The sequence below is a fragment of the Alcanivorax sp. DSM 26293 genome (assembly GCF_900107995.1).
In the GTDB taxonomy this organism is placed as follows: Bacteria; Pseudomonadota; Gammaproteobacteria; order Pseudomonadales; family Alcanivoracaceae; genus Alcanivorax.
In genome coordinates, this window is the sequence record NZ_FNUM01000010.1 from 2,501 (window position 1) to 16,324 (window position 13,824).

At 59.4% G+C, this 13,824-nt stretch carries 12 protein-coding genes (1 of these 12 running past the window's edge); 3 read left to right on the top strand and 9 right to left on the bottom strand.

The features are described from left to right. A protein-coding gene (gene pssA, locus C4S63_RS15190; protein ID WP_062817586.1) for a CDP-diacylglycerol--serine O-phosphatidyltransferase crosses the window boundary here: on the bottom strand, window positions 1-414 show its 5' portion. Its footprint begins 366 nt before the window's first position; 414 of the gene's 780 nt are visible here — the first part of the coding sequence; the start codon lies at window positions 412-414; its stop codon lies off the left edge, out of view. Window positions 415-510: 96 nt separating this feature from the next. After that, window positions 511-1,527 (bottom strand): ketol-acid reductoisomerase, encoded by a 1,017-nt coding sequence (ilvC, locus tag C4S63_RS15195; protein ID WP_103918145.1) that lies wholly within the window; start codon window positions 1,525-1,527, stop codon window positions 511-513. A 168-nt stretch (window positions 1,528-1,695) separates the two neighbouring features. Here ilvC and ilvY point away from each other — a divergent pair, with 168 nt between their 5' ends. Next, entirely contained in the window at window positions 1,696-2,580 is an 885-nt protein-coding gene (gene ilvY, locus C4S63_RS15200; RefSeq protein ID WP_103918104.1) for an HTH-type transcriptional activator IlvY, read from the top strand. A 167-nt stretch (window positions 2,581-2,747) separates the two neighbouring features. Here the strand turns inward: ilvY and ilvN are convergent, their stop codons facing one another. Beyond that, entirely contained in the window at window positions 2,748-3,239 is a 492-nt protein-coding gene (ilvN, locus tag C4S63_RS15205) for an acetolactate synthase small subunit (protein WP_062817588.1), read from the bottom strand. Next, on the bottom strand, window positions 3,239-4,960 hold the full coding sequence (locus C4S63_RS15210) for an acetolactate synthase 3 large subunit (RefSeq protein WP_062817589.1): 1,722 nt from the start codon (window positions 4,958-4,960) through the stop codon (window positions 3,239-3,241). Before C4S63_RS15210 ends, ilvN begins: the two co-directional genes overlap by 1 nt. A 457-nt stretch (window positions 4,961-5,417) precedes the next feature. On the opposite strand from C4S63_RS15210, the gene C4S63_RS15215 reads away from it, so the two are divergent. Continuing rightward, on the top strand, window positions 5,418-5,879 hold the full coding sequence (locus C4S63_RS15215; protein ID WP_062817590.1) for a DUF4124 domain-containing protein: 462 nt from the start codon (window positions 5,418-5,420) through the stop codon (window positions 5,877-5,879). Between the two features lie 43 nt (window positions 5,880-5,922). On the opposite strand, the gene clpB is transcribed toward C4S63_RS15215, so the two are convergent. The 4 genes from clpB to rluD form a co-directional block, all read right to left on the bottom strand. Next, window positions 5,923-8,508, bottom strand: coding sequence for an ATP-dependent chaperone ClpB (gene clpB, locus C4S63_RS15220; RefSeq protein WP_103918105.1), 2,586 nt, complete (start codon window positions 8,506-8,508; stop codon window positions 5,923-5,925). A gap of 279 nt (window positions 8,509-8,787) precedes the next feature. Then, window positions 8,788-9,534, bottom strand: a complete 747-nt coding sequence (pgeF, locus tag C4S63_RS15225) for a peptidoglycan editing factor PgeF (protein ID WP_103918106.1) — start codon at window positions 9,532-9,534, stop codon at window positions 8,788-8,790. 17 nt (window positions 9,535-9,551) lie between these two features. Further along, a complete protein-coding gene (locus C4S63_RS15230; RefSeq protein ID WP_103918107.1) occupies window positions 9,552-9,950 on the bottom strand; it encodes a hypothetical protein in 399 nt (132 codons plus the stop codon). 20 nt (window positions 9,951-9,970) lie between these two features. Next, complete coding sequence (rluD, locus tag C4S63_RS15235) at window positions 9,971-10,948, bottom strand: 23S rRNA pseudouridine(1911/1915/1917) synthase RluD (protein WP_103918108.1); 978 nt, start codon at window positions 10,946-10,948, stop codon at window positions 9,971-9,973. 81 nt (window positions 10,949-11,029) lie between these two features. On the opposite strand from rluD, the gene C4S63_RS15240 reads away from it, so the two are divergent. Beyond that, window positions 11,030-11,845: an outer membrane protein assembly factor BamD gene (locus C4S63_RS15240; protein ID WP_103918109.1), complete on the top strand. Its 816-nt coding sequence runs from the start codon at window positions 11,030-11,032 to the stop codon at window positions 11,843-11,845. Window positions 11,846-12,006: 161 nt separating this feature from the next. Here C4S63_RS15240 and C4S63_RS15245 read toward each other — a convergent pair whose 3' ends face one another. Continuing rightward, complete coding sequence (locus C4S63_RS15245) at window positions 12,007-13,632, bottom strand: NAD+ synthase (RefSeq protein ID WP_063509979.1); 1,626 nt, start codon at window positions 13,630-13,632, stop codon at window positions 12,007-12,009. Window positions 13,633-13,824: the final 192 nt, after the last annotated feature.

The following is a 13,824-nucleotide window of genomic DNA, read 5'->3' on the forward strand; positions in this document are numbered from 1 at the left end:
GGCCAGACGCAATGCCGCGCAGGCCACATAGATAAAGGCGGCCATCCAGCCAAATTTGCCCAGCTCCGAGAGCCCCCAGGAATAGGCCACCAGTCCCGGTGCCACCCCGAAGGCAACGCAGTCAGACAGGGAGTCGTACTCCGCGCCGAACTTGCTCTGGGTATTGGTGAGCCTGGCCACTCCGCCATCCAGGCCGTCCAGGATACCCGCCACGATAATACCGATGGCTGCATGCTCGAACAGGCCATTCATGGCCGCCACGATGGCATAGAAGCCGGCGAACAGGGCACCGGTGGTAAACAGGTTCGGCAGCAGGTAAACCCCCTTGTGACGGGCGCCGGTACGGTGCTCGGCCTCCACCACCTCAAAGGTTTCGGGCTGCTCCGGGGTCGTTGTCTTGTCGTTGTCCTGCATGGTGGTCCATCCAAATTGGGTGTGACTAGTCTAACGCAGTGACCGTAAACAAAAAACGCGGCCGAAGCCGCGTTTTTTGATGATCCGTGCAAGCGCTTAGTTCTTGCTCTTGTCGACGATCTGGTTTGCCTGGATCCAGGGCATCATGCCGCGCAGTTTCTCACCCACCTGCTCGATGGGATGCGCCGCGTTGTTGCGACGGGCAGCCGTCATGGACGGGTAGTTCAGGGCGCCTTCAGAAATGAACTGCTTGGCGTACTCGCCGCTCTGGATGCGCTTCAGGGCGTTGCGCATGGCCGCACGGGATTCGTCGTTGATCACTTCCGGGCCAGTCACGTACTCACCATACTCCGCGTTGTTGGAGATGGAGTAGTTCATGTTGGCGATACCGCCTTCGTACATCAGGTCAACAATCAGCTTCAGCTCGTGCAGACACTCGAAGTAGGCCATTTCCGGCGCGTAGCCCGCTTCGGTCAGGGTTTCGAAACCGGCTTTCACCAGCTCGACCGCACCCCCACACAGAACGGCCTGCTCACCGAACAGATCGGTTTCGGTTTCGTCCTTGAAGGTGGTTTCGATGATACCGGTACGGCCGCCACCCACGCCGGAGGCGTAGGACAGAGCCACGTTTTTGGCGTTGCCGGAGGCGTCCTGGAAGATGGCGATCAAGTCAGGAATACCGCCGCCTTTGGTGAACTCGGTACGAACCGTGTGACCCGGCGCCTTGGGAGCGATCATGATCACGTCCAGATCAGCGCGCGGCACGATCTGGTTGTAATGGATGGCAAAACCGTGTGCGAACGCCAGGGTCGCGCCTTTTTTCAGGTTCGGCTCGATTTCTTCACGGTACAGCTGGGACTGGAACTCGTCCGGGGTCAGGATCATTACCACGTCAGCGGCAGCGACAGCAGACGGCACATCGCTCACTTTCAGGCCATGGGCTTCAGCCTTGGCGATGGAGGAAGAGCCCGGGCGCAGACCGACAGTCACGTCCACACCGGAATCATTCAGGTTGCAGGCATGGGCGTGGCCCTGGGAGCCGTAACCGATGATGGCCACTTTCTTGCCCTGGATGATAGAAAGGTCGCAATCCTTGTCGTAATACACTTGCATGCTCATAGCTCTGGCTCTTTCAGATATCGGAAATCGGTGACGGACAGGCACACAGGGAACCTGCCCGGACAGGCGCCCGCCACTCTAGGCTATCCGTCGCATTGCGTAAAATGATATATTTGAAACATTGCATTTCATTTACCGCAACGCAAAGTGATATAGCCATCCATGGATACCAAGCCGCTCCGCCTGTTCCTGACCCTGGCGGACACGTTGCATTTCGGGCGCACCAGCACCATGTGCCATGTGAGCCCGTCCACGCTCAGCCGTACCATCCAGCAACTGGAAGATGAGCTGGGCGTGCCGCTGTTCTACCGCGACAATCGCAGCGTCACTCTCACCCGGGAGGGACAACGCTTTCAGGAATACGCCCGAAATACCCTGATGCAATGGGACAACCTGCGTCACGCCCTGCAGGAAGACCGGCGGGTGCTGCAGGGGGAGCTGAGCCTGTACTGTTCGGTGACCGCCAGCTACAGCTTTCTCTACGATATTCTCAGCAGCTTTCGCCACCAGTACCCACGCATCGAACTGAAGCTGCATACCGGTGACCCGGCCCAGGCGGTGCAACGGATCCAGTACGGTGAGGAAGATATCGCCATTGGTGCCAGGCCGGATCACCTTCCCGCAGGCATTTCCTTCCGCCCCATCGCCCGCTCTCCGCTACTGTTTATTGCCCAGGCCGGGCAGGCCCAACTGGCGGAACGGCTCAGCGGCAGCGCGACCAAAGCTGCCTGGGAAGATGTTCCCATGATCCTTTCCGAGGAAGGCCTGGCCCGGGAACGGGTGGACCGGTGGTTTCGACAACTGGGCGTCAAGCCGCATATCTATGCCCAGGTGGGTGGCAATGAGGCCATCGTCAGCATGGTGAGCCTGGGCTTCGGGGTGGGTATCGTGCCGAAAATCGTATTGGACAACAGCCCCCTGGCCGGCCGCACCCGTCCCCTGGATGTTCAGCCGGCGCTGGCACCCTATGAGGTAGGCCTGTTTACTCAGGAGAGACGGCGGGAAGAGCCGCTGATTCAAGCCTTCTGGTCGCAGCTACCGGAATAGGGCGAGTTTCGAGTTTCGAGTTTCGAGTTTCGAAGAGCAAAGCCCAAGTCTTTGCCTTTCGCAACTCGCTTCTCGTAACTCGCGACTCAACCACAGGCAGTTATCCCCCCACAAAAAAACCGCTCCGAAGAGCGGTTTTTTTGTCTGGCGTCAGGCATCGAGTGTTCTTACAGGCTCAACACTTTTTCGCCGCGGGAAATCCCCGATACCCCGGAACGCACCACTTCCAGTACCTGGGTCTCCCCGATGGCACCGATAAAGGCGTCCAGTTTGTCGGAAGCACCCGTGAGCTGAATGGTATAGACGGTGCTGGTCACATCCACGATCTGGCCGCGGAAGATATCCACACTGCGCTTTACCTCGGCACGCTGGGCGCCGGTGGCTTTTACCTTGATCAGCATCAGCTCGCGCTCGATGTGCGCCCCTTCGGTGAGATCCACCAGCTTGACCACCTCGATCAGCTTGTTCAGGTGCTTGGTGATCTGCTCGATCTTCAGATCATTACCAAAAGTGGTCAGGGTCAGGCGCGACAGGGTGCTGTCTTCGGTGGGCGCCACCGACAGGCTTTCGATGTTGTAGCCCCGCTGGGAGAACAGACCGATCACCCGGCTCAGTGCGCCCGGCTCGTTTTCCATCAGAATAGAGATAATTCGACGCATCAGGTCCGCTCCGTCTTGCTCAGCCACATGTCGCGCATGGAACCGTCTGCAATCTGCATCGGGTACACGTGCTCGGTGGGGTCCACATAGATATCCATGAATACCAGGCGATCTTTCAGGGCAAAGGCTTCGTTCATAGCCCCTTCCAGGTCCTCAAACTTGGTCACCTTCATGCCCACATGGCCGTAGGCTTCCGCCAGGGCCACAAAGTCCGGCAAGGACTCCATGTAGGACTGGCTGTGGCGGCCACCGTATTGCATGTCCTGCCACTGACGCACCATGCCCAGGGCCTGGTTATTGATGTTGATGATCTTCACCGGCAGGCCGTACTGCAGGCAGGTGGAGAGCTCCTGAATGTTCATCTGGATGGAGCCTTCACCAGTGACACAGGCCACGGTGGCGTCCGGGAACGCGAACTGCACGCCCATGGCCGCCGGCAGACCGAAGCCCATGGTTCCCAGGCCACCGGAGTTGATCCAGCGACGGGGCTTGTCGTACTTGTAGTACTGGGCGGCAAACATCTGGTGCTGGCCCACATCCGAGGTCACATAGGCGTCACCACCGGTGGCCTTGTAAAGGGCTTCCACCACCTGCTGGGGCTTCATGGGACCATTTTCATTGGTCTCATAGCGCATGCCGTGAACCTTGCGCCAGCCTTCAATCTCTTCCCACCAGCGCTCCAGCGCCTTCTGGTCCGGCTCGCCACCGTGCTCATCCAGAGCCGACAACATCTCTTCCAGCACCTGGTGCACCGGCCCCACGATGGGGATATGCGCCATAATGTTCTTGGAGATAGTCGCCGGGTCGATATCAATGTGGATGATCTTGGCACCCGGACAGAATTTCTTCACGTTGTTGGTCACCCGGTCGTCCAGGCGAGCCCCCACCGCGAGAATCACATCGGAGCTGTGCATGGTCATGTTGGCTTCATAGGTGCCATGCATGCCCAGCATGCCCACATTCTGCGGATCCGTGCCCGGGAAGCAGCCCAACCCCATCAGGGTATTGGTTACCGGGAAGTTCAAGCGGTGGGCCAGCTTGGTCAGCAGTTCGCTACCCTCGCCCTGGATCACGCCGCCACCCGCATAGATCACCGGGCGCTTGGCTTTCATCAGCTCTTCCACTGCCTTGCGGATCTGGCCGGAGTGGCCACGGCTGACCGGCGCATAGGAACGCATCTTGACCTTTTTCGGATACTCGTAAGGGTTCTTCACGTTCGGCGCGGTCTGATCCTTAGGAATATCGATCAGTACCGGGCCGGGACGGCCGGTGGTGGCAATGTAGAACGCCTTTTTCATGATCTCCGGAATGTCCTTGGCATCGCGGACCATGAAGCTGTGCTTCACCACCGGACGGGACACGCCGATCATGTCGGTTTCCTGGAAGGCGTCATCGCCAATCCAGTCGGAGCGCACCTGACCAGACAGAACGATCATGGGGATGGAATCCATGAACGCCGTCGCCAGGCCGGTAATGGCATTGGTGGCACCGGGACCCGAGGTCACCATCACCACGCCGGGCTTGCCGGTGGCACGGGCATAACCGTCCGCCGCATGGGTGGCCGCCTGCTCGTGGCGAACCAGAATGTGGCTGACCTTGTCCTGCTGGAACAATGCATCGTAAATGTGCAGTACGGACCCCCCGGGATACCCGAAGATGTACTCCACTCCCTCGTCTTGCAGCGCACGGACCACCATCTCCGCGCCGGATAACATTTCCACGGTTGCTACCTCAAATCAGAATGCATACAACCCACTGCCGTGCAGCGGGACGGGGTTTACAACTAGCTGCCTGCGGGTAAAACACCGTATTTGGGTGCTCTTGGGCCCTGTCGGAGGTGGCCGACACGAACGCAGGCTGGGAGGGCGACACGGAGGCACTGCAAACCTGAAGAGGGATTACTCCCGCTAAATAGGAATGAGAAACCTCCGGAGGCTCCCACAGCGGGACGAGGGTGCAGTGATACTGCTGGCAGGACATCGCGGTAACGGTGCCCCGGGTCCCGGCCTCACATTTACCGGTAAGCAAATGCGGGTCCCGATCTCCGGAAAGGCTCAATTTTGTCAGAAATGTGCGTCGATTCAAAGCCCTTGGTCGGGTTTGGGTTGCAGAAAATCCCCCTCAACAGTCATGCTAAAGTACGAGCCGAAAAGACAACCCGAAAAGAAGACCAACATTATGAACAAATTCAGCCTGTTGCTTGGCAGTGCCCTGCTCACCCTTGCCAGCGCCGGTTCGGCGGCCAAGTTCCACAAATGGGTCGACGAGGATGGCGTGACCCACTACGGGGCCAACCCGCCACAAGGGGTCGTCTCCACAGAAGTGAACACCCGCGCCAATGCGAGCTCCGATCAGGACCGCGAACTGGAGGCCCTGAATGCGAAGCGGAATGCGCGGCAAGATGCCAAAGAAGAGGCTGCCCAAGCAGCCAGGGAGGCCGAGCGCCTTCAGTCAGAGCCCGACGAAGTCGTCAAGGAGCGCTGCGAACAACACCGTAAAAATCTGGAAACCCTGAAGAACAAGCCCATTGTGCGAAGCAAGAATCCGGAGACCGGCGAACTGGAAGTTCTGGACCAGGAAGCAAGAGAAAAGATGATTCAGAGCAGCCAGGAAGCCCTGGAAAAGTGCAACCAGAATTAAGGGTAAGTGAGCCCTGCCTCCCAGGGCTCACTGGACACCGCTCTCACCGCTCAAAAGTGAAGCGGTCCTCATGCACGTCGATGGAAATGGTGTCTCCCTGACCAAACTCTCCCCTGAGCAGGGCCTGGGCCAGCGGGTTCTCCAGCTGCTGCTGGATGGCCCGCTTCAGGGGCCGGGCACCATAGACCGGGTCGAAGCCAGCTTCCACCAGTTTATCCAGCGCCGCATCGCTGAGCTCGAGGCGGATATCCCGCTCAGCCAGCCGCTTACGCAAGTAATCCAACTGAATGCCGGCAATACCCTTGAGCTGATCCTTGGCCAGCGGATGAAACACCACGGTCTCGTCCACCCGGTTGATGAATTCCGGGCGGAAGTGGTTACCCACCACCTCCATGACCGCTGATTTCATGGCCTCGTAATCGTTGTCTCCAGCCAGTTTCTGGATCAGGTCGGAGCCCAGATTCGAGGTCATCACCACCACGGTGTTGCGGAAATCCACGGTACGGCCCTGACCATCGGTCAGGCGACCATCGTCCAGCACCTGCAACAGGATGTTGAACACATCGGGGTGCGCCTTTTCCACTTCATCCAGCAGCACCACGGAGTAAGGCTTGCGACGCACCGCTTCGGTCAGGTAGCCACCTTCTTCGTAACCTACGTAGCCTGGAGGGGCACCCACCAGCCGCGCCACGGAGTGTTTCTCCATGAACTCGGACATGTCGATACGCACCATGGCCTCTTCGGTATCAAACAGGAAGTTGGCCAGCGCCTTGCAAAGCTCGGTCTTGCCCACCCCGGTGGGGCCGAGGAACAGGAAGCTGCCATTGGGGCGATTGGGATCGGACAGCCCGGCCCGGGAGCGACGCACCGCATTGGCGACCGCTTCCACTGCCTCCGCCTGGCCGACCACCCGCTGATGCAAGGCCTCTTCCATGCGTAACAGCTTGTCTTTCTCGCCTTCCAGCATCTTGGCCACAGGAATCCCGGTCCACTTGGAAACCACCTCGGCGATTTCCTCATCGGTCACCTTGTTGCGCAGCAACTGGTTCTCGGTCTGCGACTGCTGCTCTTCCTGGTCCTGGGCCGCCTGCACCCGCTTCTCCAGTTCCGGGATAACCCCGTACTGCAGCTCGGACATGCGATTCAGATCTCCGGCGCGACGGGCCTGTTCCAGCTCGACACGGGCCTGTTCCAGTTCTGCCTTGTATTCCTGGGCTCCCTGCAAGGCGGCTTTTTCTGCTTGCCAGATCTCTTCCAGGTCGGCGTACTGTTTTTCCAGTTCGTCGATATCCGCTTCCAGTTTTTCCAGCCGCTTGCGACTGGCTTCATCCTCTTCCTTGCGCAGCGCCTGGCGCTCCATTTTCAGCTGGATCAGCCGGCGATCAAGACGGTCCATCTCTTCCGGCATGGAATCGATTTCCATGCGGATTCGGCTACCGGCCTCGTCGATCAGGTCAATGGCCTTGTCCGGCAGCTGCCGATCCGTGATATAGCGATGGCTGAGCCTGGCCGCGGCAATGATGGCGCTGTCGGTAATGTCCACACCGTGGTGGACCTCATAACGCTCTTTCAGACCGCGCAGAATGGCGATGGTATCTTCCACGCTGGGCTCATCCACCTGCACTTTCTGGAAGCGACGCTCAAGGGCCGCATCCTTTTCGATGTACTGTCGATATTCATCCAGCGTGGTGGCGCCCACACAGTGCAGCTCGCCCCGGGCCAGGGCCGGCTTCAGCATGTTGCCCGCATCCATGGAGCCCTCTCCCTTGCCGGCGCCGACCATGGTGTGCAACTCATCAATGAAGAGGATGATACGACCTTCCTGCTTGGCCAGCTCGTTGAGCACGGCCTTGAGACGCTCCTCGAACTCGCCGCGATATTTGGCACCGGCAATCAGGGCCGCCATGTCCAGAGACAGCACCTGTTTGTCCTTCAGCCCTTCCGGCACCTCTCCGTTGACAATACGCTGGGCCAACCCCTCCACAATGGCGGTCTTGCCCACACCGGGCTCACCAATGAGGACGGGGTTGTTCTTGGTACGACGCTGCAATACCTGAATAGTCCGGCGGATTTCATCGTCACGACCGATCACCGGGTCGAGCTTGCCGGACTCGGCCCGTTCGGTCAGATTGACCGTATATTTGTCCAGCGCCTCGCGCTTGTCCTCCGCATTGGGATCGTTCACCGCTTCGCCACCCCGTACCTGCGCAATTTTCTCCGCCAGTGTCTTCTTGGTGATACCGGCATTCTTCATCAGCTTGCCAAGCTCACCGTTATCATCACAGGCCGCCAGCAACACCACCTCGGTGGACAGGTATTGATCTCCACGCTGCTGGGCTTCCCGGTCGGCCATGTTGAGTAAACGGCCGGTGGCCTGGCCCATCTGCACATCGCCGGTGAAATTACTGACCGTGGGCAGCTTGTCCACCGCCATGTTCAGGGCAGTAATCACATCAGCCCCATTGGCGCCGGCCTTTTCCAGCAAGGGGCGGGCCGCGCCGCCTTGCTGCTGCATCAGTGCCAGCATCAGGTGAACGGGCTCTATGGTGCTGTTGCCCTGCCCCACGGCCAGGGATTGCGCGTCAGACAACGCTTGCTGCAGGCGCGCGGTGAGTTTATCCATTCGCATTTGGGCTCTCCTTTCCGGTTGTGATCCGCGCGCCCGCTCCCTGTCGGCAAGCCAGCCACGATCACCGGTTACTTGTCATCTGACCTCTAAATGGGTCCGATTGGGCCATATTCAAGAGCAGTGAAGAGTTAATAGTGAACAGTGAATAGTTCGCGATCCGGGGTGAATTGATTCTGAAACGCAAGAGGCCGCGCCCAGGGTTTGGGTGCGGCCTCTTGCGTTTCAAAAACAGAAAAGCGGCCTCGCGTCGCTGTTCACTATTAACTCTTCACTGCTCTTTTATTGGTCCAGCCAAATGAGTGACGCAAACCGACCCGTGTCGCCTTCTTTACGGTAGGAATAGAAACGCTTGAGATCACAGGCGGTGCAAAGCTCCCCGCCCTGTACGTCCTCCACGCCCAGACGGGCCAGTTCAATCATGGCCGCCTGGGCAACGGAAAATCGCCAATGGTGGGGGGTCGCATCTGCATGAAAGGCATCTTTAAAATCTGCCTGGGTATCCACAAAGGCGCGGTAGACCTCGTCACCCACCTGGTAGCATTTGCCACAGATCGCCGGGCCCAGCCAGGCACTGACCGGCTCACCCTTCGGGGCAATCCTGCTCACTCCCTGGGCAATGATGCCCGCCTGCAGGCCTCGCCACCCCGCATGCACCGCCGCCACCGCACTGCCGTCGGTTCGCGCCAGCAACACAGGCAGGCAGTCGGCGGTGAGCACCACACAGGGCCAGCGCTGCTGATCCGTCCAGACCCCATCGGCCTCATTGTCAGCATCCTCTGCGCGGATCACCCGTTTGCCGTGGACTTGCTTCAACCAGGCCACCGGATGATCCGCCTGCAGCAGTTTCTCCACATGGTGACGGGCCTGCTCCACCCGAGCGGGCTGATCACCGCAGTTCATGCCCAGATTGAAGCCATTCCAGGGGGGCGGAGAGTGACTGCCGGCACGGGTGGTCACTGCCACGCGCACTGCCGGGTGCGGTTGCCAGCGGGGCCACAGCCACTGTGTTCGGGCGGGAAGGGCCATCCTTCACTCCAGGTCACTCAGAAAGAGCAACGTCCTTCGGCTTTTTTCAGATTAAAGACAACTTCATGGGGCGCCGACGTTACCGGCATCATCACACCGCCAAAGTCATTCCCGCCGGCTATCACTGGCGCTCCAACCGCAACGGATGACATTGCCGTCACGGTATGGGTGTCGTGCGTGATATCCGACATTAATGCCACATGCGAACCTGCCAGCTCCTGGCAACGCCGTTTCAGATAATCATCCAGCCAGTCCCAGCGGGTGGCCTGTTCGGCCACATAACTGATCCTGTACTGACGCTCCTCAAGCTGTTCCTCCTGGTACCCTTTGGTCCCATCCCAGGCATGATAGGTACTGATACAACCTGACAGGGCAAGGGAAAGCCCCCCCGCCATAAGATTAACGGTCTTCATCATTCGACTTCGTCCTTGAAGTATTATTGCTCGTCGGGCCGTGCGTCCTGTTCCAGTACCCGAATCAACGCCTGCATATCTTCGGGCAGCGGCGCTTCGAATTCACAGTATTCCCCCGTGGCCGGATGAATCAAGCCGAGTTTTCTCGCATGCAGGGCCTGGCGGGGAAAACGGCGCAGGGCTTCGCGCAGGGCCTCGCTGGCACCGGCGGGCTGCTTGAGACGGCCACCGTAGAGCGGATCGCCCACCAGCGGATAGTTGCGATGGGCCATGTGCACACGGATCTGGTGCGTTCGGCCGGTTTCCAGCTGCACCTTGATCCGAGTGTGGGCCCGATAACGATCCAGAACCCGGTAGTGAGTGACCGCTTCCTTACCTCCGTGCTTTACGACCGCCTGTTTCTTTCGGTCCACCGGGTGGCGACCGATCGGTGCGTCCACCTTGCCGCCGCCGGTCATCACGCCCACGGCAATGGCTTCGTACTGGCGAAACAGGCTCTTGTCCTGCAACTGCGCCACCAGGCTCTGATGCGCCTCCAGGGACCGGGCCACCACCATCAGGCCGGTGGTATCCCGGTCCAGTCGGTGCACAATGCCTGCCCGGGGGAGACTGTTGAGCCGTTCATCCAGGTGCAGAAGGCCATTGAGGAGAGTGCCATCCGCGTGGCCCGCTGCCGGGTGCACAACGAGCCCGGTGGGCTTGTTGATCACGATCAAGTCGTCGTCCTGATAGACCACATCCAGCTCAATGGACTGGGGCAGATCGTCCAGTTCCGGGGCGATTTCCACTTCCAGCGCCAGGCACTCATTGCCAATCAGCTTATCCTTGGGCTTGGCTTTGCCTCCGTTGACGGTCAGCACCCCGTCCTTGATCCAGCCTTGTAGCCGGGAACGGGAAAATCCCTCAAACAGCTCGGCGGCGGCCTGATCGACCCGCTGCCCCGCCTGATCTGCGCGTACCTGCTCGCTACGCTGAATTTTCTCGCCGCCAAGATGTCCCATAGTGCAACCTGTGTTTAAATGCCGAGTCTGAATTATTCAAAGGCTCTGAAGCCTGTATTGTAACCGCTTAACGAGGGAAGAATGCCACCTCTTTTATGGCCACTACTGTGCCTGCTGCTACTCGCCGGCTGCGCCAGCAACAAGGAGCGCCCGGAGCTGACCGAGGTAGACCAGTATCGGGAAGCCAGCGAGTCGCTGGAGTCAAAGAACTATCTGACCGCCATTGACCAGCTCAAGGAGCTGGAAGCCCGTTTTCCCTACGGCGATTTCGCGGAACAGGCCGCCCTGGACCTGATCTACGCCCAGTACCGGGCGGTGGATTACCCGGCCACCGTGGTCGCGGCCCAGCGCTTTATGCGCAATTATCCAGCGCATCCACGCATGGACTATGCGATTTACATGCGTGGGCTGGCCAATTTCAATATGGAAAAAGGCCTGTTCGATAATATGGTCAGCTCCGACAAATCCAGCAAGGATATGGGAGCGGCCAAGGATGCATTCCGGGATTTCGAGCGACTGGTAAACCGCTTCCCGGACAGCGAGTATGCACCGGATGCCCGTTCAAGGATGGTGCATATCCGCAACCAGCTGGCCCGCCAGGAGCTGCATGTGGCCCGCTACTATGCCCGCCGCGGCGCAGTCATCGCCTCCATCAATCGGGCCCAGTATGTGGTCAAGCATTTCCAGCAAACCCCAGCGGTACCCGAGGCGCTTGCCATCATGACGAAGGGCTACGAGCGTCTGAAGCAACCGGAACTGGCGGAAAAGAGCCGCAAGGTTCTGGCCCTGAACTGGCCGGACAGCAACTTTCTGGACAATGACAAACGCGTGGATCTGGCCTGGTGGCCGGACGAGGATGATGGGCTGCTGAGCCTGCTGACGTTTGATTTGCTGTAATGAGCTGAAAGTTTAACGTTCACCGTCGAAAAGCGCGGACCGCGCTTTTTGCTTTATAAACACAAGAGGCCGCGCCCATAGCCTGGGCGCGGCCTCTTTGCTTTCAGGAACCCGCAGGGCTAACCGCTTTTCAAGGTTGAACGTTAAACGTCCAACTATTTTTAGTCCCCAGGGCGCCAGCCATTGGTAATCGGGTAGCGCCGATCCTTGCCGAAGGCGCGACGGCTGACCCGGGGGCCCACGGCGGCCTGCCGCCGCTTGTATTCATTACGGTCGGTTAGCTTGACGACCCGATAGACATTCTCCCGGTCAAACCCATCCCGGATCACCGCTTCCGCACTCATATCCTGCTCCACGTAGCGCTCGAGAATCGCATCCAGCTCGTCGTAATCCGGCAATGAATCACTGTCGACCTGATCCGGGGCCAGTTCGGCAGAAGGCGGGCGGGTGATCACCCGTTCCGGGATAATTTCCACACCGGCTTGCTGGTTCCGCCAGTTTGCCAGGCGGTAAACCATGGTCTTGAAGACATCCTTGAGTACCGAGAAACCACCGGCCATATCGCCGTAGAGCGTGGCGTAACCCACCGCCATTTCGCTCTTGTTCCCGGTGGTCAGAACCACAGAACCGTTTTTGTTGGAAAGCGCCATCAGCAGGACTCCGCGGCAGCGGGCCTGCAGGTTCTCCTCGGTGGTATCTTTCTGCTGACCGGCGAATGCCTCACTGAGGATATCCATAAACCCATTGAACGCGGGCTCAATGGGCAGCACCCGGTAGTGCACCCGCAGGGTTTTGGCCTGTTTCTCCGCGTCCTCCAGGCTCATGGCCGAGGTGTAGCGGAACGGCATCATCACAGCCTCCACCCGCTCCGGGCCAAGCGCATCCACCGCCACAGCCAGGGTGAGTGCCGAATCAATGCCACCGGACAAGCCCAACAGGGCCCCCTTGAAACCGTTTTTGTTCACGTAGTCCCGGGTTGCCAGCACCAGGGCCTGATAAAGGCTCTCCTCCAGGCCGGGAAGCGGAAGCTGCTCCCCCATGGGCTCACAGTGTCCGTCTTGGCATTGCAGGTCCACCGGCACCAGAGCCTCGGCAAAGCTGGCAGCCTGTATACAGCGCCGCCCCTGGCTATCACAGACGAAGGAAGCACCGTCAAAGACCAGCTCGTCCTGCCCCCCCACCAGGTTGCAATACAGGATGGGCAGGCCGGTTTCACGGCTGCGGGCCTCTACCTGCTCAAGGCGCTCCTGGAACTTGTTGGCCCGGAAAGGTGAGGCGTTCAGATTAAGCACCAGATCCACATTCTGTTGCTGCAGCTGGGCGGCCGGCCCGCTGTGCCAGATGTCCTCGCAGATAGTCAGGCCCAGGGTCCAGCCATCCAGCTCAAAAGTGCAGGCTTCGGAACCAGGCTGGAAATAGCGTTTTTCGTCGAACACCCGGTAGTTGGGCAGATGCTGCTTGAAATACTCATGACGGGGGCGACTCTCCCCCGGGAACATTACCCCGGCGGCATTTCGGCGCTGCCCATTCCGTACCGCAGGATAGCCGATCACCACCGGCACACTGACCTGCTGCCCGATCGTTTCCAGGGCCGCATCCACGCGGCTGTTGAGACTGGGGCGCAACAGCAAATCCTCCGGGGGATAGCCGGTCAGCATCAGCTCCGGAAACAGCACCAGATCCGCACCCAGCAAACGACGAGCCTCGTCCGCCGCATCGATTACCCGTTGGGCATTGCCCTCAATGTCGCCCACCAGCGCATTCTGCTGGGCCATAATAATCCGCATGGTTAACCGGCCTTTCCTCAAGTGAGCGCTGATTGTACTCTTTAGAACCTGCTTGGGGTCTATACGCAGCCGCGCCGGAGGCAATTTTTTCGCCAGCCCGCGACTGTGATGTGTAGTCATTCTACATAAGCAATAGCCGTCGCGGGCTGGCGAAAAAAGCTCCCGGCCCTTCGGGTTGCCTATAGACCCCGA